The sequence below is a fragment of the Streptomyces sp. NPDC014889 genome, assembly GCF_043081205.1.
In the GTDB taxonomy this organism is placed as follows: Bacteria; Actinomycetota; Actinomycetes; order Streptomycetales; family Streptomycetaceae; genus Streptomyces.
Genome location: NZ_JBIBWH010000007.1, coordinates 245,150 through 267,408, shown reverse-complemented (window position 1 = coordinate 267,408; position 22,259 = coordinate 245,150). Strand labels below are relative to the sequence as shown.

Here is a 22,259-nt window from a genome sequence, read left to right as displayed (position 1 = left end):
TTCAGGGCCTGCTGAACTGTCCAGCATGCAGCATGAAAGCACTGAACCGCACGACGGGGTCCTCCCCCACCGCCGGAACGGCGTGGGGGTGCCCTCACCGGGTGAGGGCGCGGACCCGTGCGTCGTGCGGGTGGCGGTCGGGCGGATCAGAACGCCGGGACGACCGCGCCGTCGTACTTGTCCTCGATGAACTTCTTCACCTCGGGCGAGGTGAGGAGCTTGGCGAGCTTCTTGACCCGCGGGTCGTTCTCGTTGCCCTTCTTCACGGCGAGGAAGTTGGCGTACGGGTTGTCCTTGGCGGACTCGGCGGCGATGGCGTCCTTCGCCGGGTTGAGCTTGGCCTCCAGCGCGTAGTTGCCGTTGATCACCGCGGCGTCGACGTCGCCGAGGGAGCGCGGGAGCTGGGCCGCCTCGAGCTCCTTGAACTGGAGGTTCCTGGGGTTGGAGGCGATGTCCTTGGGGGTCGCGTCGTATCCGGCGCCGGCCTTCAGCTTGATGACGCCGCCTGCCTCCAGCAGCTTCAGGGCGCGGGCCTCGTTGGTGGTGTCGTTGGGCAGCGCGACGGTGGCGCCCTTCTTCAGGTCGTCCAGCTTCTTGACGCTCCTGGAGTACACGCCGAGCGGCTCCAGGTGCACCGTGCCGCCGGGGACCGGCACGATGTCGGTGCCGTTCTTCTTGTTGAAGTCGTCGAGGTACGGCTTGTGCTGGAAGTAGTTGGCGTCGATCTGGCCCTGCTGGACGGCCGTGTTGGGGGTCACGTAGTCGGTGAACTCCTTGACCTCCAGCTTCAGGCCGGCCTTCTTCGCCAGGTGGTCCTTGACGTAAGTGAGGATCTCGCCCTGCGGGGTGGGGGTGGCGGCGACGGTCAGCGGGGCGTTCGCGTCGGCCTTGCCGGAGTCCGAGCCCGAGCCGCAGGCGGTGAGCCCGAGGGTGAGGGCTCCGGCGGCGAGGACGGCGGCGGTGATCCTGGTGGTGTTACGCACGAAAAGTGCCTTTCCTTGGGTGGTGCGACCCCGGGTACGGGGCGATGGGAGAAGAAAGCTTCAGGCGGCCTTGCCGACGCCGGTGGCCGCGGATTCCCGGGCCTTCAGGAGCCGCAGCTTCGGGGCGGGGCCGGAGCGGCCGGAGCGTCGGTGCAGGGAGCGGGCCGCGAGGTCGCCGGCGAACTGGATGGCGGAGATGACCACGGCGAGGATGGCCACGGTGATCCACATGAGCTGGGTGTCGAAGCGCTGGTAGCCGTAGCGGATGGCGATGTCGCCGAGGCCGCCGGCGCCGACGGTGCCGGCCATGGCGGAGTAGCCGATGAGGGCGACGATCGTGGTGGTGGTGCCGGCGATCAGCGAGGGCAGGGACTCGGGGACGAGGACCTTGCGGACGACGGTCCAGGTGTTGCCGCCCATCGCCTGGACGGCCTCGACCAGCCCGCCGTCCACTTCGCGGACGGACGTCTCGACGAGCCGGGCGAAGAAGGGGATGGCGCCGATGGCCAGCGGCACGATGGCGGCCTCGCGCCCGATCGTCGTGCCGGTGACGAAGCGGGTGAAGCTCATCAGGGCCACCATCAGGATGATGAACGGCATCGAGCGGGTGATGTTCACGACCTGCCCGATCACCTTGTTGGCGACCACGTTCTGGAGCAGCCCGCCCCGGTCGGTGAGGACCAGCAGGACGCCGAGGGGCAGTCCGCCGACGACGGCGAGGAGCGTGGACCAGCCGACCATGTAGAGGGTGTCCCAACAGGCCTGGGACAGCAGCGGCTGGATTGCCGAGAAACCGGTCCAGGTCACTTGGCACCTTCCTTGACCAGCTCCGGCTGCCGGGCCGGGTCGGGGTCGACGACGTCGATCTGCAGGCCCTGCTCGCGCAGGAAGCCGATGGGCACCACGTTGTCCTCGTAGCGGCCGGGCAGTTCGATGCGCATCCGGCCGACCTGGAGGCCGCCGACGGTGTCGATGGCCGCGCCGAGGATCGAGATGTCGATGTTGTACGTGCGGGACAGCTGCGAGATGACGGGCTGGGTGGCGCTCTCGCCGTGGAAGGTGACGTCGATGACGGTCCGGTCGGCGGCGGAGGCCTCCCCGCCGACCGGGAAGAGCGCGGCGGCCAGTTCGGAGCCCGGGGTGGCGAGGAGTTCGCTCACCGTGCCGGACTCGACGATGCGGCCGTTCTCCATGAGCGCCGCCGAGTCGCAGACGGACTTCACGACGTCCATCTCGTGCGTGATGAGCAGGACGGTGAGACCGAGCTGCCGGTTCAGGTCGCGCAGCAGTTGGAGCACGGAGCGGGTGGTCTCCGGGTCGAGGGCGCTGGTGGCCTCGTCGGACAGCAGCACCTTGGGGTCGCCGGCGAGGGCGCGGGCGATGCCGACGCGTTGCTTCTGGCCGCCGGAGAGCTGGGCGGGGTAGGCCCGGGCCTTGTCGGCGAGACCGACGAGGTCGAGGAGTTCGAGCGCCCTGCGGGAACGTTCCTTCCCGGACGTGCCGAGGATCTCCAGCGGCAGCTCGACGTTGTCCTGGACGGTGCGCGAGGACAGCAGGTTGAAGTGCTGGAAGACCATGCCGATCCGGCTGCGCGCCCGCCGCAGCTCCTTGCCCGCCCGGTGGCCGCGGCCGGCCAGGGCGGTGAGGTCCTGTCCGGCGACGGTGACCGTGCCGGAGGTGGGGCGCTCCAGCAGGTTGACGCAGCGGATGAGCGAGGACTTGCCGGCGCCGGACTGGCCGATGACGCCGTACACCTCGCCCTCGCGGACGTGCAGGTCGACGCCGTCGAGCGCGGTGATCTCGCGGCCGCGCGAACTGTAGACCTTGGTGAGGCCCGATGTGGTGATCACGTGGGTTTCCGTCACTGTCGAGTGCGCGGCGCCTGATGGGCGCCGGGCACGGCATTCATGGTCGGGGGCGCCAGAGCGCGGCACGACTCTCACGAAGGTGCTCGAACCAGGAGAAACGTGTGCGCGGGGGCGTGGCTCAGCCGCGGGCGCCGGACGGACCGGGCGCGGGCGCGGACAGGAGCGGGCTCTCGCTTCGGGGCGCGAGGCTCAGCGGGTGCAGGGGCCCTCTAGAAGGCGCACATTCGACGTACAGGACACATACAACGAGCACCGGGCGGCACAGTCGCCTCGGTCGCAGGGGTGCGGTCGCTCGTCGTGGTCATGCGGTCAGTAAACCAGAGACACGGGCGCCGGAGGCCAGCGCCGTCCACATGCTGGACTCACGTGGACACCTGGGCGGTACGCCACGGACCTGGGGTTTCGCGCCCGTGACCAGTGCGGACACGGCCCTCGGGCGTGCACCCGGGCGGCCGCGGCGGGCCCGGCGCCCACCGGACTGTGGCCAACGCCACGGCGCCGCACCGACGGGGAGCCGCCCCGGTGGGGAGCGGGTCCGCAGAGCCGGGCCGGGCGCGGTGGGCCGTTCGCCCCGTAATAGGGTCGGCGGCATGCTTGATGCCCTGACGCTGGTGACCGGCGTCGCCGCGCTGCTGCTCGCCGCCTGGTGCGGCTGGGCGGCGTACCGTGACCAGCCGACGAAGGACTGGCACTTCATCGGCATGGCGGTGGTGTCGCTGCTGGCCCTGGTCCAGTTGGTGGTCGGGGTCGTGGCGCTGGCGCGGGGCGAGAAGCCGGCGCAGGGCACGACGATCTTCGTGGCGTATCTGCTGGGAGCCTTCGCGTGCGTCCCGGCGGCCGGGCTCATGTCACTGACCGAACGCACGCGCTGGGGTTCGGTGACGGCCGCGGCGGGCGGGGTGGTCCTCGCCGTCCTGGAGGTGCGGCTCTATGACATCTGGGGAAGGTGAGATGAGCGCCGTGAAGGAGAAGCCGGCCGGGGAGCGGCTCATCAGCGGTCCGGGCACCCTGCTGGTCTGGCTGTACGGCGTGATGGTCGTCGGCGCGGTGTCGCGCTCGGTCTACCAGATCGCCACCGAGTTCGACCGGGCGCCGCTCGCCTACTCGCTGTCCGCGGTCGCCGGAGTCGTGTACGGCTTCATCACGTACTCGCTGGTGCGCGGCGGGGAGAAGGCGCGCCGGGTCGCGCTTGCGTGCTGCGTCGCCGAACTGGTGGGCGTGCTGACCGTCGGTACGTGGACGCTGCTCGACCGGTCCGCGTTCCCGGACGCGACCGTGTGGTCGGCCTACGGCCGGGGCTACGTCTTCATCCCGGTGCTGCTTCCGGTGTCGGCCCTGTACTGGCTGCGCAAGGCGCGGAAGCAGCAGCCGCAAGCGGCCTGAGCGGGGTCCCGGCCGCCCGTGCTACGCGGTCGCCGCGTAGCTGCCGTCCGGCTTCTCCAGGATGATCATCAGTACGCCGTCGGCGCCCTGGGAGGTGCCGACCGCCTGGTAGCCCACGCGCCGGTACAGGCGCAGGTTGCCCTCGCTGCGGTGACCGGTGTGCAGCCGGAACCTGGTGGCGCCGCGCTCCTCGGCCAGCGCGGACTCGGCCGCGCGCAGCAGCCGGGCGCCGATGCCGTGTCCCTGGAGGCGCGGGTGGACGCAGAGCTTGCTGATGAGGGCCGCGCCGTCCTCGGCCACGCGGCCGCGCACCGAGCCGACCACCTCGTCGCCGAGCCGCGCCACGAAGACGCAGTCCCCGGCGAGTTCGTGACGGATCGCGTCGAGGCTCTCGACGAGCGGGTCGATGCGGTAGTTGCCGTACAGCGCGGCCTCGCTCTGGAAGCACAGGTACTGCAGCCTGAAGATCTGCTCCGCGTCCTGTTCGGCCGCCGCAGAGATGGTCACGCTCATGCCCATGTGCGCACGCCTCCCGCTCACTTGATCGCCGGTCGTCCCCCACTCCTATCCCCGCGCCGCGCGGGCCGCAACCTCCCGTTCGGGCAACCTTTGCGGGCATCCCGGACAACTGGAACATGCCAGGCCCGGGTTGCCCTGTGAGATACCCAACTCACCCGGAACGACGCGGCCGTCCCGGCGCGGGCTGCCGGGACGGCCGTGGTGGACCCCGAACGGGGCGGCGGGGCTCAGCGGTTGCCGTGCCGGCCGCTCAGGAAGTCCTCGCGGGCGAGCAGTCCGGTGTCGGCGTTGTCGGTGAAGACCCCGTCGATGCCGGTGGCGAAGTAGGCATGGAACACGCCGAAGACGTCACCGTAGGCGTCGGCGGCGGTGCCCTTGCGGAACTTCGGCGGCAGGAACGGGTTCTCGTTGCGGACGGTGTAGGGGTGCAGGATCAGACCGGCGGCGTGCGCGTCCCTGACGAGCGTGCTCGGCCTGGTGAGGTTGCCGTCCGCGTCCTTGGGGATGACCAGGTCGACGGTCGGGCCGATGCCCTGCGCGTAGGAGGCGATCTCCTTCAGGCCCTTGGGCGTGACGAGGTCGGCGACCGTGCGCCGGTCGCCTGTCTCGACGAAGTCCCAGGGACGGCTGCCGGCGTCCGACAGCAGCACCACGAGCGGGTTGCCGACAAGCCGGTTCAGCCGCTGGATGCTGGTCGGCTCGAAGGACTGGAGGATGACCGGGGAGTCCTTCTTGTCCTTGCCGTGCTTGCGCAGCAGCGCGGCGACCCGTTCCTCCAGGCCGAGGCCCAGCTTGCGGAAGTACGTCGGGTGCTTGGTCTCGGGGTAGATCCACACCTGCCTGCCGCGCTTGCGGGTCTGCTCGTCCTGCCACTTCAGGACCTCTTCGAAGGTGGGGATCTCCCAGCGCCCGTTGTAGAGGGTGTTGTGGGGGCGGTTGGCCGGGATGCGCTCGACCGCGCGCAGCCTCTTCAGCTCGGCGAGGGTGAAGTCCTCGGTGAACCAGCCGGTGGTGGGCACCCCGTCCAGCGTCTTGGTGGTCCTGCGGGCGGCGAACTCGGGGTGGTCGGCGACGTCCGTGGTGCCGCCGATCTCCGGCTCGTGACGGCACACGAGGTGGCCGTCCTTCGTCGGCACCAGGTCGCCTGCCTCGACGACATGGGCGCCGAGGTCGAGGGCCAGCTCGTAGGAGCCGAAGGTGTGCTCGGGCCGGTAGCCGCTGGCTCCCCGGTGGCCGACGATCGTCGGCACCGGCAGGCTCTTCAGCCCGCCGCCCTTGCGGCCGCCGCCCTCGTTCCGGGCGGCTCTGGCCGCGCCGGGCAGTCCGAGGACCGCTCCGCCCGCGCCCAGCACCGCGGCCCCGAGCACGGCCCGGCGTCCCGTCCCGCGTCCCTGCTCGTCCGACTCCCGCGTACCCATGACCGCCTCCTGGTCTCGTGTCGTCCGTGCGCGCCGATCGTAGGTGGGCACCGGTGACGGACGGGAGACCGCGTGGCGAACACCGGCGTGACGCCGGGTGTCGTCGGAGGCCGTATTGGACACAGGGAGGCCGTACGGGACGCAGGAGACCGCACGGACACAACGGGCGCCGTGGGCCGGGCGGGTGACGGCCCGTCGGCATGTCGGGGCCGGGCGCGGGAAGGCGTACTGATAGGCGGGGGTCGCGGTCCCGCGGCGCGGCAGGCCCGCCGAAGGCGGCCGCGGCGGACATCCGTTCCCCCTCCCGGGCGGCGAGCGACCTCCATCACATCGCTCCGTTCGGGTTACCGGGGCGAAACACACCTTCGTCGCAGGTAAACGTATGTCAACAGTGCGTAAGAGCCGGTGAGCCCGATGTGCATTCGGCCCCGGGCCGCGAGTATCGTCCTCACCTGCACAGACTCATGAACAATCCCTCGACATCTCCAGACACCGGAGGGCCCGTTGTCCCGCTTCGTGCTCATCAAGGCAGTGCTCGGTCCGATCATGCGCCTGATGTTCCGCCCCCAGGTGGAGGGCGCGGAGCGGATTCCGGGCGACGGCCCGGTGATCCTGGCCGGCAATCACCTGACCTTCATCGACTCGATGATCCTGCCGCTGGTCTGCGACCGTCAGGTCTTCTTCATCGGCAAGGACGAGTACGTCACCGGGAAGGGCCTCAAGGGCCGGCTGATGGCCTGGTTCTTCACCGGCGTCGGCATGATCCCCGTCGACCGTGACGGCGGCCGGGGCGGAGTGGCCGCGCTGATGACCGGCCGCCGGGTACTGGAGGAGGGCCGGATGTTCGGCATCTACCCCGAGGGCACCCGCTCCCCCGACGGCCGCCTGTACCGCGGCCGCACCGGCATCGCCCGGCTCACCCTGATGACCGGGGCGCCCGTGGTCCCGTTCGCCATGATCGGCACCGACAAGCTCCAGCCGGGCGGCACCGGCCTGCCCCGGCCGGGCCGGGTCACCGTCCGCTTCGGCGAGCCGATGGAGTTCTCCCGGTACGAGGGCATGGACCGGGACCGCTACGTCCTGCGGGCCGTGACCGACTCGGTGATGGCGGAGGTCATGCGCCTCTCCGGGCAGGAGTACGTCGACATGTACGCCACGAAGGCGAAGGCCGCGTAGGCCTTCGGCCGCCGGGCGGGACTACGGCGGCCGACCGGGTTCAGAGCTTCTGGCCCCTCAGCAGGAACCACGCCGCGACCGCCGTCGCCAGCAGTACCGCCGCGCCCGCTCCCGACGCCAGGTGCAGACCGTGCACGAAGGACTCCCTGGCCGCGTGCAGCAGGGTCTCGGAGGTGTGCGCCGGCAGGCTCGCCGCCGCCTCGATCGCGCCGCCCAGCGACTCGTGGGCGGCCGACGGTGTGCCCGCCGGTCCGGTGAAGCCGCGGTAGACGCCGGTCACGATGGAGCCCAGCAGCGCGATGCCGAGGGCCGCGCCCAGTTCGTACGCCGTCTCGGAGACCGCCGAGGCGGCGCCCGCCTGTTCCTTGGGCACACTGGAGAGGATCACGTCGGCGGTCACCGTGAAGGAGAAGCCGGCGCCGACGCCGACCACCAGCAGGGCCGTGCCCAGCATCGGGTAGCCGGTGGTCCCGCTGAGCGTCGTCAGCGCGGCCAGCCCCAGGCCGATGGCGGCCAGTGAGCCGGAGACCACGCTTCGCACCGAGAAGCGCCGGGCCGCGCGCCCGGCGAGCAGTCCGGCCACCACCGCGCCCACGGCGGCGGGCAGTTCCGCCAGACCCGCCTCGAAGGGCCGCCTGTTTTGGACGAGTTGCAGGTACTGGGACAGGAAGAACACCAGACCGGACATGCCGAGCACGGTCAGCAGGTCGGCGAGGACGGCGCCGGAGAACCCCCGGCTGCGGAAGAGCCGCATGTCGAGGAGCGGCTTCGGCAGCGTGAGCTGGCGGCGGACGAAGCCGTACAGCGCCGCCGCGCCCAGCACACCCGTGGCCGGGACCGGCCAGGTGAACCCTCCTGCCGCGGCCTCCTTCACCGCGTAGACGACGCCGACCACGCCGACCAGCGACAGCACGACGCTCACCAGGTCCCACGGGCCCGGGTCGGGGTTGCGGGACTCGGGCAGGGTCCTGAGGCCGACCAGGACGAGGACCGCCATCACGGGCAGGTTGATCAGGAAGACCGAGCCCCACCAGAAGTGTTCGAGCAGCAGGCCGCCCACGATCGGGCCGACGGCCGTGCCGCCGGAGGCGGTGGCGCCCCAGATGCCGACCGCGAGGCTGCGCTCGCGCGGGTCGTGGAAGAGGTTGCGGATCAGGGCGAGCGTGGCCGGCATCAGGGTGGCGCCCGCGACGCCGAGCAGCGCCCGGGCCAGGATCATCAGTTCCGGTGTGGCGGCGTAGGCGTTGAGCACGGAGATCGCGCCGAACGCGGTGGCGCCGCCGAGCAGGATGCGCTTGCGGCCGATGCGGTCGCCGAGGCTTCCCATGGAGACGAGCAGACCGGCGATGACGAACGAGTAGACGTCCCCGATCCACAGCAGCTGGGTGCCCGAGGGCCTGAGGTCCTCACTGATGAAGGGGGTCGCGAGACCGAGGACGGTCGCGTCGACGGCCACCAGCAGCACGGCGAGCACGAGGACGGAGAGCGCGAGCCAGCGGCCCGGCCGCTGCTCCACCTCCGCCGCGCGAGCCGGCTGCAGGGTGCTGGTCATGATTCCTCGTTCCGTGATGTGTCCGTGCGCAGTGCGCCGCCGAGCAGCAGCTCGGTGATCATGTGGTGGAAGTCCTTGGGGGCGACCTTGCCGCTCAGTACGACATAGGCGCCGGAGGCGATGAGCCCGAAGAGGGCCTCGGTGAGCCAGGCGGGGGTGAGGTCGATACGGAACTCGCCGCTGAGCTGGCCGCGCCGGAAGACCTCGGAGATGCGCTCGTCGATCCGGGCCCAGCCCTCGTTCTGCTCCTCGCCCTCGAAGAGCTGGTTCTCCGTGTAGAGGAAGGAGAGCAGCCCGGCCGCCGGTTCGATCGCGCGGACCAGGCGCCGTACGGCGTCGTCGGCCGGCCCCTCCCCCAGTCGGGCCGCGTCGAGGGCGGCCTCGCACTCGGCGATGCCGAGCGCCTCCAGCGCCCTGACGAGCGAGTCGCGCCCGGCGAACTGGCGGTGCAGCGTGGCCCGGCTGATCCCGGCCGCCCTGGCGACCTCGTCCATGGTGGCGGTGGACTTGTGGGCGAGCAGGGTGGCTGCGCTGCGCAGCACGTGGTCACGATCGACAGCCATGAGACAAGGATACCCCGCATGAGACATCAATGTCTCAGAATAGGCGTACGCGTCTCATCGACTCTCACCGGCTCCTTGCGGAAGAGGCTGTCGTGGGGGGCGCTCAGTGCCAGGGGAGCTGCCCGCGCCGCTCCCAGTAGGCCCGGGGTTCCTCGGACAGGGCGTCGAGGCGGGCGAGCCGGTCCTCGTCGAGGTCCACGGCGGGGGCGTGCAGGTTGGAGGCGAGCTGGCCCGACGTGGCAGCGCCGGACAGAACCACACCGGCCCACGGCCTGTGCAGGATCAGGGCGAGGGCGACGGCGTCACAGCCCAGGCCGGTTTCGCGGGCGACCGCCTTGAGCGCCTCGGGGGCGTTCGGCCCGGCGAGCCGCCCGTTGGCCATGCCCTCCTTGACGATCACGGTCAGTCCTGCGTTGTGCGCCTCGGCGAGGGCGGGAGCGGCGGAGGTCTCCAGGGCGTTGTACGTCGACTGGACGGTACGGAAGAGCGGGGCGCCGTCGACCGTCACGCCGAGCGCCGCCCGGACGGTGTCGGCCTGGGCGGGCCCGCTGGTGGAGAACCCGATCGTGAGCCCGCCCTCGGCGGCCTCGGCGAGCCTGGCGTGCAGTTCCTTGTCGGTGAGCGCGGGGCTGTCCGGGGTCAGCGAGTGGATCTGGTAGAGGTCGAGCCGGTCGCCGAGCAGTCCGGCGGTCTCGGCGCGCTGCCGCTCGTAGGTGGCGAGGCCGTGGTCCTTGACCTCGTGCCGGTCGGCGTCGGTGGTCCAGTCGGCGGTGTAGGTGTAGCCCCATTTGCTGCCGACGACGACGTCGGCGGCGTCGGGGCGGGACCTGAGCCAGTCGGCGAGGAACTCCTCGGCGCGGCCGTAGGAGCGGGCGGCGTCGACATAGCGGACGCCCTGGGCGTAGGCGGCGTCCAGGAGTTCGTGGGTGCGCTCGCGCAGGGCGTCGACACCGCGGTCGGCAGGGAGGTCGCGGTCCCGGCCGAGGTTGATGTAACCGGGCCGCCCGACGGCGGCGAGCCCCAGGCCGATGTGGCAGGTGGGCGTGGTGGCCGAGAACAGCCGGGCGAAGGGCATCGCGGGCTCCGTTCGGTCGCTTCCTTGCGGCTGTCGACCAACGTAACCCGCGAGGCCCCCGAAGGCGGGCGGACTACTTCCCGGCGTCCGCCCACCGGTGCTGCGCCGCCACGTCCGCCTTGACCTCGGCGAGCTGCACGGCGACCGCGCTCGGGGCGGTGCCGCCGCGTCCGCTGCGGGAGGCCAGGGCGCCGGGGACGCTGAGGACGGTGCGCACCTCGGGCGTCAGATGGGCGGAGATCTTGGCGAACTGCTCGTCGGTCAGCTCGTCGAGTTCCTTGCCCTCGGCCTCGGCGGCCTTCACGCACTCGCCGGCGACCTCGTGCGCCACCCGGAACGGCACGCCCTGCTTGACCAGCCACTCGGCGATGTCGGTGGCCAGCGAGAAGCCGGCCGGGGCCAGCTCCTCCATGCGCTCGCGGTGGACGGTGAGGGTGGCCATCATGCCGGTGAAGGCCGGCAGCAGGACCTCCAGCTGGTCGCAGGAGTCGAAGACGGGCTCCTTGTCCTCCTGGAGGTCCCGGTTGTACGCGAGCGGCAGGGCCTTGAGGGTGGCGAGGAGACCGGTCAGGTTGCCGATCAGCCGCCCCGACTTGCCGCGGGCCAGCTCGGCGATGTCCGGGTTCTTCTTCTGCGGCATGATCGACGAGCCGGTGGAGAAGGCGTCGTGCAGGGTCACGAAGGAGAACTCCTTCGTGTTCCAGATGATGACCTCCTCGGCGATCCGGGAGAGGTTCACACCGATCATCGCGGTGACGAACGCGAACTCCGCGACGAAGTCCCGGGAGGCCGTGCCGTCGATGGAGTTGCCGGCGCTGCCGCGCTCGAAGCCGAGGTCGCGCGCCACCGCCTCCGGGTCGAGGCCGAGGGAGGAACCGGCCAGGGCGCCCGAGCCGTACGGCGACACGGCCGTCCGCTCGTCCCACTGGCGCAGCCGCTCGGCGTCCCGGGACAGGGACTGGACGTGCGCGAGGACATGGTGGGCGAACAGCACCGGCTGGGCGTGCTGGAGGTGGGTGCGGCCGGGCATGGCCACGTCCGGGTGGGCCTCGGCCAGTCCGACGAGCGCGTCCTGGAGGTCGGCGATCAGAGCGCCGATGATCCGGGCGTGGTCGCGCAGGTACATCCGGAAGAGGGTGGCGACCTGGTCGTTGCGGGACCGGCCGGCGCGCAGCTTGCCGCCGAGGTCGGCGCCGAGGCGCTCCAGCAGGCCGCGCTCCAGGGCGGTGTGCACGTCCTCGTCGGCGACGGTGCCGGTGAAGGAGCCGTCGGCGACGTCCGCCTCCAGCTGGTCGAGGCCGGCGAGCATGCGCCGCAGCTCGTCGTCGTCGAGCAGCCCGGCCTTGTGCAGCACGCGCGCGTGGGCACGGGAGCCGGCGATGTCGTAGGGCGCGAGACGCCAGTCGAAGTGGACGGACGCGGACAGCTTCGCCAGGGCCTCGGCGGGACCGTCGGCGAAACGGCCGCCCCAGAGCCGTACGTCACCGCTGTTGCTGCTCACTGCGTTGCTCCTCGGAGATGGCGATGTGCGCGACCGCCTCCCCACCCGTGAGTGAGGAGGCGGTTGTCAGGCTAGTGCGTGCGAGGCGCCCTCCACGGGCTCACCCGCTCAGGTGAGGTCGCGCTTGGCGGCGATCTTCGACGACAGGCTGTAGATGTCGATGAAGCCCTTGGCGGCGGACTGGTCGAAGGTGTCGCCGGTGTCGTAGGTGGCGAGGTTGAAGTCGTACAGCGACTCCTGGGAGCGCCGGCCGGTGACGACCGCGCGGCCGCCGTGCAGGGTCATGCGGACGTCGCCGGAAACGTGCTGGTTGGCCTCGTTGATGAAGCCGTCCAGGGCGCGCTTGAGCGGGGAGAACCACTGGCCGTCGTAGACCAGTTCGCCCCAGCGCTGCTCGACCTGCCGCTTGTAGCGGGCGAGTTCGCGCTCGACGGTGACGTTCTCCAGCTCCTGGTGGGCGGTGATCAGGGCGATCGCGCCCGGAGCCTCGTACACCTCGCGGGACTTGATGCCGACGAGGCGGTCCTCGACCATGTCGATCCGGCCGATGCCCTGGGCGCCGGCGCGCTCGTTGAGCTGCTGGATGGCCTGGAGGACGGAGACCGGCTTGCCGTCGATGGCGACCGGGACGCCCTCCTTGAAGGTGATGATCACCTCGTCGGCCTCGCGGGCGACGGCCGGGTTCTGGGTGTACTCGTAGATGTCCTCGATCGGCGCGTTCCAGATGTCCTCGAGGAAGCCGGTCTCCACGGCGCGGCCGAAGACGTTCTGGTCGATGGAGTACGGGGACTTCTTGGTGGTCGCGATCGGGAGGTTCTTCTCCTCGCAGAACGCGATGGCCTTGTCCCGGGTCATCGCGTAGTCGCGGACCGGGGCGATGCACTTCAGGTCGGGGGCGAGGGCGACGATGCCGGCCTCGAAGCGGACCTGGTCGTTGCCCTTGCCGGTGCAGCCGTGGGCGACGACGCCGGCGCCGTGCTTCTGGGCGGCGGCGACCAGGTGCTTGACGATCGTCGGCCGGGACAGCGCGGAGACCAGCGGGTAGCGGTCCATGTAGAGGGCGTTGGCCTTGATCGCCGGGAGGCAGTACTCGTCGGCGAACTCGTCCTTGGCGTCGGCGACCTCGGCCTCGACGGCACCGCAGGCGAGCGCGCGCTTGCGGATGACGTCCAGGTCCTCGCCGCCCTGGCCGACGTCGACCGCAACGGCGATGACCTCGGCGCCCGTCTCCTCGGCGATCCAGCCGATGGCGACGGAGGTGTCCAGACCGCCCGAGTAGGCGAGTACGACGCGCTCGGTCACGGGATTCTCCTCACACTGCATTCGCTGACATGCATGAGTATGCAGAACTCTGCATGGTTCGTCAATCTCGTCCGCGGCGCGTCGCGGCAAGGCAGCCGTGGCCGCCCCGAGGAAGCGCCGGCCGGGGCGGCCACGGTGGGGCGAGCGGGGGCCGTAATTCCTTAGACAGACGAAAGAACCTGCCCCGATAATCGCTGGACATGGGAAAGACGTATGAGCGCATCGACGGCAGGCTGCGCACGTTCATCGAGCGGCAGCCCCTGTTCTTCACCGCAACCGCCCCGCTCTCCGGCGACGGCACGGTCAACCTCTCCCCCAAGGGCCTCACCGGCTCCTTCGCGGTGCTCGACGAGCACACCGTGGCCTATCTGGACTTCGCCGGGTCCAACGCGGAGACCATCGCCCACCTGCGTGAGAACGGCCGGATCACCCTGATGTGGTGCGCCTTCCAGGGCCCGCCCACCATCGTGCGCGTCCACGGCCGGGGCGAGCCCGTCTTCCGCGACGACCCGCGCTTCGCCGAACTCCTCACCCGTTTCCCCGACATCGACCCGGCGCGGCACGGACTGCGCGCGATCATCGTCGTGCACGCCGAACTCGTCCGGGACACCTGCGGATACGCGGTGCCCTTCATGGCGTACGAGGCGGACCGCGATCTGCACGGCAGGCGCTTCGCGCGCGAGGACGACGCCTCGCTGAGCGACTACTTCACCCGGAAGGAGCATGTGGCCACCAGCCTGGACGGACTACCCGGGCTGCCGTTGCCGCTGCCGCCGTCTACGGTCTGATCCATGCGCCCCGGTGCCGCCGCGATCCTCGCCGCCCTGTCCCTGCTCACACTCGGTGCCGCGCCCGCGCGCGAGGTGCCGCTGCCGGCCCGGATGCGGGACACCGGCGGCGGCACCCAGCTGATCACCGCTCAGGCGGCCCGCACCGGCGCCACGTCGGGCACGGTCACCTGGTGGGACCTGCGCGGCGGGCGCTGGGTGCGGGCCGGTTCGGCGCCGGCCCGGTTCGGCGCGAGGGGCCTCGTCGAGGGGACGGCACGGCGGCAGGGGACGAACACGACGCCGACCGGCCTTTACCGCCTGCCGTTCGCCTTCGGCACCAAGGCCGCACCGGGCGGGACCCGGCTGAGGTACCGGCGGGTGGGCCCGGACTCCTGGTGGTGCCAGGACAACGGCTCACGCTCCTACAACCGCTGGACCCAGCCCCGCCCCGCCGACTGCCGGGCCGCCGAGTCCGAGCACCTGGTGGCCTACCCGACGCAGTACGCGCACGCGCTCGTCATCGGCTTCAACTACTCCCGCCCGGTGCGCGGCCGCGGAGCGGGAATCTTCCTGCACGTCAACGGGCGCGGGGCGACGGCCGGTTGTGTGTCGGTGCCCCGGAACGCCATGCGCCGGATCCTGGCGTGGGCGGATCCCGCGCGCCGGCCGCACATCGCGATCGGCACGGCGGGCGGAAAGACGGCGATCAGCCGCTACTGAGCCCGCCGCCGTCCGCCGGCAGCCGGACGGTGAAGGCGGTGGATCCGGCGCGGCTGTCCAGCCCGACCCCGCCGCCGTGCGCCTCCGTCACGGCCGCCACGATCGACAGGCCGAGGCCCGCCCCGGCCCCGCCGAAGGAGTCGGTGCGGCGGCGGTCGGCCCGGGTGAAGCGCTCGAAGACACCGGGCTGGACCTCCTCGGGGACTCCGGGCCCGTCGTCGTGCACCCGCAGGACGGCTGTGGCGGCACCCTCCGGGGCCGGTTCCCCTCCGGATTCCAGCTCCAGGGACACCGTCACCTCGGTGCCGGCGGGCGTGTGCGCACGCGCGTTGGCCAACAGGTTGGCCAGCACCTGGTGGAGCCGGTGGGCGTCACCGGTCACCGTCACCGGTTCCTCCGGCAGCTCCAGCGTCCAGCGGTGCTCCGGACCCGCCGCCCTGGCGTCCGTCACCGCGTCCAGGACGAGACGGGTCAGGTCGACCGGGCGGCGCTCCAGGGGACGCCCGGCGTCCAGCCGGGCCAGGAGCAGCATCTCGTCGACCATCTCGCCCATCCGCGCGGACTCGGCGGCGATGCGTTCCAGGGCCCGGGTGACCTCGGGCGGCACCGGCCCCGGGTGCAGCAGGGCGAGTTCGGCGTGGCCGCGCACCGCGGCGACCGGGGTGCGCAGCTCGTGGCTGGCGTCGGCGGCGAAGCCGCGCAGCCGCTCCTCACTGGCGTGCCGTTTGGTCAGCGCGTCCTCGACGTGGTGGAGCATCCGGTTGAAGGCGGCGCCGACCCGTCCGACCTCGCTGCGCGGGTCGGCGCGCGGAGCACGGGGCGGCAGCGCGACCTCGCCGCTGGCGAGCGGCAGTTCGCTGACCCGGGCGGCGGTCTCCGCGACCCGCGTCAGCGGGCGCAGCGACCAGCGCACCCACAGGGCGCCGGCGACCCCGGCGGCGGCCAGGGCGAGCCCCGAGACGGTCCCCGCGACCAGTTCGAGCCGGTGGACCGCGGCCCGCACCGGCGCCATCGGCAGCCCGGTGACCAGCACGTCGCCGTCCCGGCCCGGCCAGGCCGCCAGCCGGTACTCGCCCAGGTCGGACAGGCGCACCGTGTGCCCGCCGCGGCCCACCGGGAGCGCGGCCAGTGCGCCGCGGTCGGCGCCGGTGAGAGTGACGTCGAAGCCGGGACGGGACCGGGAGGGGACGACGGCCGCGTGCGTCACCGTGCCGCCGAGGAGCCGGGCGCCGAAGGTGCCGGCGGCCTGCCGGCGGGTGTCGCCGCGTTCGTCGCCGTCGTGGTCGGAGGGCTTGGCCGGGGTGGCGGTGCCGTGCTCCAGGCTCTCCGGGAAGCTCAGCCCGGCCTGCTGGAGCTGCTGGTCGATCCGGCCGATGAGGAAGCCGTTCAGTTCGAGGACCGCGGCCACTCCGACGGCCGCGCAGCCGACGGCCAGCAGCACGACCAGGCCGAAGGTGAGCCGGGCCCGCAGGGTGCGCGGCCGGGGCAGCCGCCGGATCCGCGATGTCATCGCCCTCCGCGGCACGGTCACCGTGCCACCGGTTTCAGGACGTACCCGGCCCCGCGCACCGTGTGGATCATGGGTTCCCGTCCGGCGTCCACCTTCTTGCGCAGATAGGAGATGTACAGCTCCACCACATGGGCCCGGCCGCCAAAGTCGTAGGACCACACACGGTCGAGGATCTGCGCCTTGCTCAGCACCCGGCGCGGGTTCTGCATCAGGAGGCGCAGCAGCTCGAACTCGGTCGGGGACAGCTCGATCAGCTCTCCCGCCCGGGTGACCTCGCGGGCGCCCTCGTCCATGACCAGGTCGCCCACGGTCAGCCGCGGGCCGTCGGCCGGCTGCCGGGCCATGCCGGCACGGCGCAGCAGTCCGCGCAACCGGGCGACCACCTCCTCCAGGCTGAACGGCTTGGTCACGTAGTCGTCCCCGCCCGCGGTGATCCCCGCGATACGGTCCTCCACCGCGTCCCGCGCCGTGAGGAAGAGCACACAGACGTCCGGCTGCGCGGTGTGCAGTTCGCGCAGCACGGCGAAACCGTCGGTGTCCGGGAGCATCACGTCGAGCACGACGGCGTCCGGCCGCGCCTCGCGGGCCGCGGCGAGGGCCGAGGCCCCGTCGCCCGCGGCGCGCACCTCCCAGCCCTGGTAACGCAGGGCTCCGCAGAGCACTTCGGCGAGGTCGGGGTCGTCGTCGACGACGAGGACGCGCACGGGGGTGCCGTCGATGCGGGTGAGCGCGGGAGGGCTCGGGCGGGCGGTGTTCATGGCCTCTCCAGCATCGCCGGTCACCGGCCCTACGGCGAGGGAGGCCCCTCTGAGTTTCCTGTGAGAGGGGCCACTCCGCCCGCCGCTCAGAGCTGTCTCAGAGGTTCGCCCCGCACAGTGGCGTTCTGGACCGGCGAAGGGACGGGAGAGCGGATGACCACGGTGTACGAGCGACGGGCGGCGCCGCCGGTGCCCGTGGCGCGCCGGCGCTCCCCCGCGGGCGCGGTGCTGGCACTGCTGTGGGCGGGAGCCGCCGCGGTGCTGCTTCTGTGGTGGCAGGGCACGGACTCCGTCGTGGGCACGGCGGGCCTGCTGACCGGCGCCGGACGGATCGCGGGCCTGCTGTGCGGGTACGCCTGCGCCGTGCTGGTGGGTCTGATGGCGCGGGTGCCGCTGCTGGAGCGCCGGATCGGCTCGGACCGGGTGGCGCGCTGGCACGCGATGGCCGGCCGCTACACGGTGTGCCTGCTGGTCGTGCACGTGGTGCTGATCCTCGCCGGGTACGCCGCGCAGGACGGCTCCTCCGTCCTGCGCGAGGCGGTCAAGGTGGTGCTGGACTACCCGGAGATGCTGAAGGCCGGCGCCGGGACCGTGATCCTGTTCGCGGTCGGCGTCACCTCGGCGCGCGCGGTGCGCCGCCGGACCAGTCACGAGTTCTGGTACTACACGCACCTGCTCACCTACGCGGCCGTCTTCCTGGCCTTCGGCCACCAGGTGGCGCTGGGCGCCGAGTTCACCGGCCACGCCCTGGCCACGGCCTTCTGGTACGCGCTGTACCTGGGCGTCGCGGCCCTGGTGGTGTGGTTCCGGATTTTGGTCCCGGTGCGGCTCAACCTGCGCCACGGGATGCGCGTCGAGGCGGTGCAGGAGGAGGCGCCGGGTGTGTACTCCGTCGTCGTGCGCGGCCGGCGGCTGGACGAACTGGGCGCGCGGCCGGGCCAGTTCTTCCGCTGGCGGTTCCTCGCCGGGGGCATGGGCTGGACGTCGACGCCGTACTCCCTGTCGGCTCCGCCCCGTCCGGACCTGCTGCGCATCACGGTGAAGGCGCTCGGCGACCACAGCGCGGCCGTGCCGCTGCTGCGGCCGGGCACCCGGGTGTGGGCGGAGGGCCCCTACGGGTCGCTGACCGCCGACCGGCGCACCTCGCACAGGTCCCTGCTGATCGCCGCCGGGGTCGGCATCACGCCGCTGCGCGCGCTGTTCGAGACGCTGCCCGGCGACGTCACCCTGCTGTACCGGGCGCGCACGGCCGAGGACCTGGCCCTGGGCGGGGAGTTGGAGGCGATAGCGCGGTGGCGCGGCGGCCGGGTGCTGTACGCGCTCAACGGCCCGCGCGGCGAACGCCCCCGCCTCACCGTGGAGTCGCTGCGCGCGGCCGTCTCCGACGTGGCCGGCCACGACGTCTACGTCTGCGGCCCGCACGCCTTCGCCCGGGACGTGTACGAGGTGCTGCGCGCCGCCGGGGTGCCGGACCGCCGTATCCACCACGAGTCGTTCGAGCTGTGAGGCCCTGTTGCACGCGTTGAGGAAGAACCGTCCGCTGCGCCGCGTCGTGCTGGCGGGCGCCGCCACCGTCTCCGGGCTGGTGATGCTGCTGTCGCTCAAGCCGCACACGCCGCCGCGGATCGCCGCGGATCCCGCGCCGGCCCCGTCCGGCGGTTCGAGCACGGCCAAAGGGGCCGGCGGTACCAGGACCGTCACCGGTGAGACGGTGCGGACCCGCTGGGGTCCGGTCCAGGTGCGGGTCACGCTCGTCGACGGCCGGATCACCGACGTGACCGCGCTCGCCCAGCCGTCCGGCAACCCGCGGGACCGGGAGATCAGCGGCTACGCCGTCCCTCAGTTGCGCAGGGAGGCGCTGACCGCGCAGAGCGCGGACATCGACACCGTCTCGGGGGCGACGTACACCAGTGACGGATACCGCCGCTCGCTCCAGTCCGCGCTGGACGCGGCCGGGCGCCGAACCTCGGCCGGGCGCTGAACGCGGGACCGTCGTGGCACGTATTCCAGGGCCAAGGGACCACGCCCCCCTTGATTCCGTCCACGGAGGAACCGTGACCACCACGCTCGCAGGCGGCCGCGCCGCCCGGCGCCAGACGATGCGCCGCATCCGGCCGCGCCGCTCCCCCGCCGTACCGCTGCTGGCCGCCGTCTGGGCGGGCGCGGCAGGCGTCATCTGGCTGTGGTGGATGAACACCCCGTCCATCGACGGCACCGCCGGGAGGGTGCTGAACGCGGGCCGGATCACCGGCCTGCTCGCCGGCTATCTGATGGCGCTCGTCGTGCTCCAGATGGCACGGGTGCCCGCCCTGGAGCGGCGGGTGGGCTCCGACCGGGTCGCGCGCTGGCACGCCATGACCGGCCGGTACACGCTCTGCCTGGTCCTCGCGCACGTCTTCCTCACCATGTGGGGCTACGCGCTGCTGGGCGGCAAGTCGCTCGGCGACATCGTGGGGCAGACCGTGGAGTCCGTGGAGCAGTTGCCCGACATGGGCAAGGCGGCGATCGGCACCGGACTGCTGCTGGTCGTCGGACTGGTCTCGATCGGCCCGGTGCGCCGCCGGATGCCGTACGACACGTGGTACCACGTGCACCTGTTCACCTACGCCGCGGTGTTCCTGACGTTCTGGCACCAGATCACGACCGGCAACGACTTCGCCGTGGAGCCGGCCGCCAGGACCTTCTGGTACGGCCTGTACGGCGCGGTGACCGCGCTGGTGATCTGGTACCGGATCCTCACCCCGATCCGGCTGAACGTGCGCCACCGCATGCGGGTGGAGGCGGTGATCGAGGAGGCGCCGGGCATCGTGTCGGTGCTGATCGCCGGCCGCAGGCTGCACCGGATGGGCGCGGAGGCCGGGCAGTTCTTCCGCTGGCGGTTCCTGGCGCCTGGCATGAGGTTCTCCTCCCACCCGTACTCGCTGTCGGCGGCGCCCCGCCCCGGCCTGCTGCGCATCACCGTCAAGGCGATCGGCGACCACAGCGCCGGGCTGCGCGAACTCACCCCCGGGACCCGGGTGTGGGCGGAGGGGCCGTACGGCGCGCTGACCGCGTCCAGGCGCAGCCGCGGCAAGGTGCTGCTGGTGGCGGGCGGAGTGGGCATCACGCCGATGCGGGCGCTGTTCGAGACGCTGCCCGGCGCGGCCGGTGACATCACGCTGCTGTACCGGGCCAACAGCACCCAGGAGCTGGCCCTGTGGGGTGAACTGGCGAAGATCGCCGACGAGCGCGGCGCCCGGCTGATGTACGCGGTGAACAGCCCGGACGGTGAACGCCCCGACATCTCCGCCGAGTCGCTGCGCCGCAAGATCGCCGACATCGAACGCCACGACGTCTTCATGTGCGGCCCGCCCGGCTTCGCGCAGTCGGTGTACGAGGCACTGCGCGGCGCGGGAGTCCCCGCCCGCCGCATCCATCACGAGTCGTTCGAGATGTGAGCGACGCAAACGCGGAATTGGACGCGGAACTCCGGCACACCACAGGACTTACGGGACTCACGGGAATTCAGGAGCTCAACGGCGATGAGGAAGAGCCACCCCATCCGGCGTGCCGTGCTGGCCGGCGCCGCGACCGTGTCCGGCATCGTGCTGCTGCTGTCGCTGAAGCCGGCCGCCGACCCCGCCTCGGCGGCTGGCGCGGCGCCGCAGCAGACCGCGGCCGCGCAGGAGGCGCCGCAGGGCGCCAGCGGCGCGCAGCGGACGGGCACCCGGTCCGTCACCGGCGACGTGGCCCGGACGGAGTACGGCGATGTGCAGGTACGGCTGACCGTCAGCGACGGCAGGATCACCGCGGCGGAGGCCGTGCGGGCGCCGCAGGGCGGGGTCAGCGGCCAGAAGAGCGAACTGGCCGTGCCCAAGCTCAACCAGGAGGCCGTGGCCGCGCAGAGCGCGAACATCGACACCGTCTCCGGAGCCACGTACACCAGCGGCGGCTACAAGAAGTCGCTCCAGTCGGCACTGGACAAGGTGAAGGCGAGCGGTGCGCCGTCCGGACCGTCGTCCAGTGGGCCGTCCGGACCGTCGTCCGGCGCGCCGTCCGGTTCGTCCTCCTCGGGGTCCGCCGGCTCGGGAGCCGCCCAGTCCCGTACCGTCACGGGCGAGGCCGCCCGGACCGAGTACGGCCCGGTGCAGGTCCGGATCACGGTCAGCGACGGCAGGATCACCAGGGCCGAGGCGGTGCAGGCGCCGCAGGGCGGGGTCAGCGGCCAGAAGAGCGAACTGGCCGTGCCCAAGCTCAACCAGGAGGCCGTGGCCGCGCAGAGCGCGAACATCGACACCGTCTCCGGAGCCACGTACACCAGCGGCGGCTACAAGAAGTCGCTCCAGTCGGCACTGGACAAGGCCGGTGGCTGAGGCCGTGTCCGGTCCGGCCGGGGGTCCCGCCGCGGTGCGGCACGCGGAGGAGGTCATGGGGACCGTCTTCTCCTTCGACGTGCGCGGCGGCCCGTCCGACGCGGTGGCGGCGGCACTGGCCGAGGCGGTCGCCGAACTGCACCGTGTCGACGAGGTGTTCAGCACCTACCGCGACGGCAGCCAGCTCTCCCGCCTGGCGCGCGGCGAGCTCACCGTGGCGGAGTGCGACCCGGAGGTCGCCGAGGTGCTCGAACTGGGCGCCGAGGCGGAACGCGTCAGCGAGGGCTGGTTCAGCCTGCGCTACGAGGGCAGTCTGGATCCGACCGGGATCGTCAAGGGCTGGGCCGCCGAACGGGCCGCCCGGCGGATCGCCGCGGCGGGGGTGCACGGGGTCAGCGTGAACGGCGGCGGGGACGTGCAGCTGCTCGGCTCGCCCGACGCGCACCGGCCCTGGCGCGTGGGGGTGTCGGACCCGCTGCGCCCCGGCGGACTCGCGGCGGTGGTCTCCGCCGCGGGTACCGACGAGCTGGCGGTGGCGACGTCCGGTACGGCCGAGCGGGGCGCGCACATCGTCGACCCGCGCACCGGCAGGTCGGCGGTCACCGACCTGGTCGCGGTCACCGTGGTCGCCCCCAGCCTGACGTGGGCGGACTGCTGGGCGACGGCCGCGTTCGCCATGGGCTCCCGCGAGGGCCTGGCCTGGCTGGAGTCGCTGCCGGAAGTGGAGGCGCTGCTGATCACGGCGGGCGACGAGGTCAGGTGCACGCACGGCCTCGCCGCCCGGCTCGGCTGAGAGCCGGCCGGCCCCC

General features: G+C 72.3%; 22 protein-coding genes. 10 read left to right on the top strand and 12 right to left on the bottom strand.

Features of this window, described 5'->3' with window-relative positions; genetic code table 11:
• Positions 1–146 precede the first annotated feature (146 nt).
• From ACF09J_RS16235 to ACF09J_RS16225, 3 genes are all read right to left on the bottom strand, one after another.
• Positions 147–983 (bottom strand): MetQ/NlpA family ABC transporter substrate-binding protein, encoded by an 837-nt coding sequence (locus ACF09J_RS16235; RefSeq protein ID WP_392306062.1) that lies wholly within the window; start codon positions 981–983, stop codon positions 147–149.
• A gap of 60 nt (positions 984–1,043) precedes the next feature.
• Positions 1,044–1,724 carry a methionine ABC transporter permease gene (locus ACF09J_RS16230; protein WP_392306205.1) on the bottom strand — a complete coding sequence of 227 codons (681 nt, stop codon included), beginning with the start codon at positions 1,722–1,724 and terminating at the stop codon, positions 1,044–1,046.
• 62 nt (positions 1,725–1,786) lie between these two features.
• Positions 1,787–2,833 carry a methionine ABC transporter ATP-binding protein gene (locus ACF09J_RS16225; RefSeq protein WP_392306061.1) on the bottom strand — a complete coding sequence of 349 codons (1,047 nt, stop codon included), beginning with the start codon at positions 2,831–2,833 and terminating at the stop codon, positions 1,787–1,789.
• 608 nt (positions 2,834–3,441) lie between these two features.
• Here ACF09J_RS16225 and ACF09J_RS16220 point away from each other — a divergent pair.
• Both ACF09J_RS16220 and ACF09J_RS16215 read left to right on the top strand, forming a co-directional pair.
• Positions 3,442–3,801 carry a hypothetical protein gene (locus tag ACF09J_RS16220; RefSeq protein WP_365774332.1) on the top strand — a complete coding sequence of 120 codons (360 nt, stop codon included), beginning with the start codon at positions 3,442–3,444 and terminating at the stop codon, positions 3,799–3,801.
• Between the two features lies 1 nt (position 3,802).
• A complete protein-coding gene (locus ACF09J_RS16215; protein WP_392306060.1) occupies positions 3,803–4,234 on the top strand; it encodes a hypothetical protein in 432 nt (143 codons plus the stop codon).
• 21 nt (positions 4,235–4,255) lie between these two features.
• Here ACF09J_RS16215 and ACF09J_RS16210 read toward each other — a convergent pair whose 3' ends face one another.
• Together ACF09J_RS16210 and ACF09J_RS16205 are read right to left on the bottom strand one after the other, a co-directional pair.
• Positions 4,256–4,753, bottom strand: coding sequence for a GNAT family N-acetyltransferase (locus ACF09J_RS16210; RefSeq protein WP_392306059.1), 498 nt, complete (start codon positions 4,751–4,753; stop codon positions 4,256–4,258).
• Between the two features lie 227 nt (positions 4,754–4,980).
• Positions 4,981–6,171, bottom strand: a complete 1,191-nt coding sequence (locus tag ACF09J_RS16205; RefSeq protein ID WP_392306058.1) for a glycerophosphodiester phosphodiesterase — start codon at positions 6,169–6,171, stop codon at positions 4,981–4,983.
• Between the two features lie 546 nt (positions 6,172–6,717).
• On the opposite strand from ACF09J_RS16205, the gene ACF09J_RS16200 reads away from it, so the two are divergent.
• Complete coding sequence (locus ACF09J_RS16200; protein ID WP_392306204.1) at positions 6,718–7,347, top strand: lysophospholipid acyltransferase family protein; 630 nt, start codon at positions 6,718–6,720, stop codon at positions 7,345–7,347.
• Positions 7,348–7,387: 40 nt separating this feature from the next.
• Here the strand turns inward: ACF09J_RS16200 and ACF09J_RS16195 are convergent, their stop codons facing one another.
• The 5 genes from ACF09J_RS16195 to ACF09J_RS16175 form a co-directional block, all read right to left on the bottom strand.
• Positions 7,388–8,899 (bottom strand): MFS transporter, encoded by a 1,512-nt coding sequence (locus tag ACF09J_RS16195; RefSeq protein ID WP_392306057.1) that lies wholly within the window; start codon positions 8,897–8,899, stop codon positions 7,388–7,390.
• Positions 8,896–9,462 (bottom strand): TetR/AcrR family transcriptional regulator, encoded by a 567-nt coding sequence (locus ACF09J_RS16190; protein WP_392306056.1) that lies wholly within the window; start codon positions 9,460–9,462, stop codon positions 8,896–8,898. The genes ACF09J_RS16195 and ACF09J_RS16190 overlap by 4 nt, the downstream gene beginning before the upstream one ends.
• 103 nt (positions 9,463–9,565) lie before the next feature.
• Entirely contained in the window at positions 9,566–10,537 is a 972-nt protein-coding gene (locus tag ACF09J_RS16185; protein WP_392306055.1) for an aldo/keto reductase, read from the bottom strand.
• Between the two features lie 73 nt (positions 10,538–10,610).
• Positions 10,611–12,038, bottom strand: a complete 1,428-nt coding sequence (gene argH, locus ACF09J_RS16180) for an argininosuccinate lyase (RefSeq protein WP_392306054.1) — start codon at positions 12,036–12,038, stop codon at positions 10,611–10,613.
• Between the two features lie 108 nt (positions 12,039–12,146).
• Complete coding sequence (locus ACF09J_RS16175) at positions 12,147–13,340, bottom strand: argininosuccinate synthase (RefSeq protein ID WP_392306053.1); 1,194 nt, start codon at positions 13,338–13,340, stop codon at positions 12,147–12,149.
• Between the two features lie 200 nt (positions 13,341–13,540).
• Here ACF09J_RS16175 and ACF09J_RS16170 point away from each other — a divergent pair, with 200 nt between their 5' ends.
• Together ACF09J_RS16170 and ACF09J_RS16165 are read left to right on the top strand one after the other, a co-directional pair.
• Positions 13,541–14,128 carry a pyridoxamine 5'-phosphate oxidase family protein gene (locus ACF09J_RS16170; protein ID WP_392306052.1) on the top strand — a complete coding sequence of 196 codons (588 nt, stop codon included), beginning with the start codon at positions 13,541–13,543 and terminating at the stop codon, positions 14,126–14,128.
• Positions 14,129–14,131: 3 nt separating this feature from the next.
• Positions 14,132–14,830 (top strand): L,D-transpeptidase, encoded by a 699-nt coding sequence (locus ACF09J_RS16165; protein ID WP_392306051.1) that lies wholly within the window; start codon positions 14,132–14,134, stop codon positions 14,828–14,830.
• Here ACF09J_RS16165 and ACF09J_RS16160 read toward each other — a convergent pair.
• Both ACF09J_RS16160 and ACF09J_RS16155 read right to left on the bottom strand, forming a co-directional pair.
• Positions 14,817–16,340, bottom strand: a complete 1,524-nt coding sequence (locus ACF09J_RS16160) for a sensor histidine kinase (RefSeq protein ID WP_392306050.1) — start codon at positions 16,338–16,340, stop codon at positions 14,817–14,819. The two genes, ACF09J_RS16165 and ACF09J_RS16160, sit on opposite strands and share 14 nt — an antisense overlap.
• 17 nt (positions 16,341–16,357) lie before the next feature.
• Positions 16,358–17,098, bottom strand: coding sequence for a response regulator transcription factor (locus ACF09J_RS16155; protein WP_392306049.1), 741 nt, complete (start codon positions 17,096–17,098; stop codon positions 16,358–16,360).
• A 153-nt stretch (positions 17,099–17,251) separates the two neighbouring features.
• Between ACF09J_RS16155 and ACF09J_RS16150 the strand changes: the two genes are divergently transcribed.
• From ACF09J_RS16150 to ACF09J_RS16130, 5 genes are all read left to right on the top strand, one after another.
• Positions 17,252–18,604 (top strand): ferric reductase-like transmembrane domain-containing protein, encoded by a 1,353-nt coding sequence (locus tag ACF09J_RS16150; protein WP_392306048.1) that lies wholly within the window; start codon positions 17,252–17,254, stop codon positions 18,602–18,604.
• A gap of 7 nt (positions 18,605–18,611) precedes the next feature.
• Entirely contained in the window at positions 18,612–19,079 is a 468-nt protein-coding gene (locus tag ACF09J_RS16145; protein WP_392306047.1) for an FMN-binding protein, read from the top strand.
• Between the two features lie 73 nt (positions 19,080–19,152).
• Positions 19,153–20,535, top strand: a complete 1,383-nt coding sequence (locus tag ACF09J_RS16140; protein WP_392306046.1) for a ferric reductase-like transmembrane domain-containing protein — start codon at positions 19,153–19,155, stop codon at positions 20,533–20,535.
• A gap of 84 nt (positions 20,536–20,619) precedes the next feature.
• Positions 20,620–21,450 (top strand): FMN-binding protein, encoded by an 831-nt coding sequence (locus tag ACF09J_RS16135; protein WP_392306045.1) that lies wholly within the window; start codon positions 20,620–20,622, stop codon positions 21,448–21,450.
• 55 nt (positions 21,451–21,505) lie between these two features.
• On the top strand, positions 21,506–22,243 hold the full coding sequence (locus ACF09J_RS16130) for an FAD:protein FMN transferase (RefSeq protein WP_392306203.1): 738 nt from the start codon (positions 21,506–21,508) through the stop codon (positions 22,241–22,243).
• The last annotated feature ends 16 nt before the right edge of the window (positions 22,244–22,259 follow it).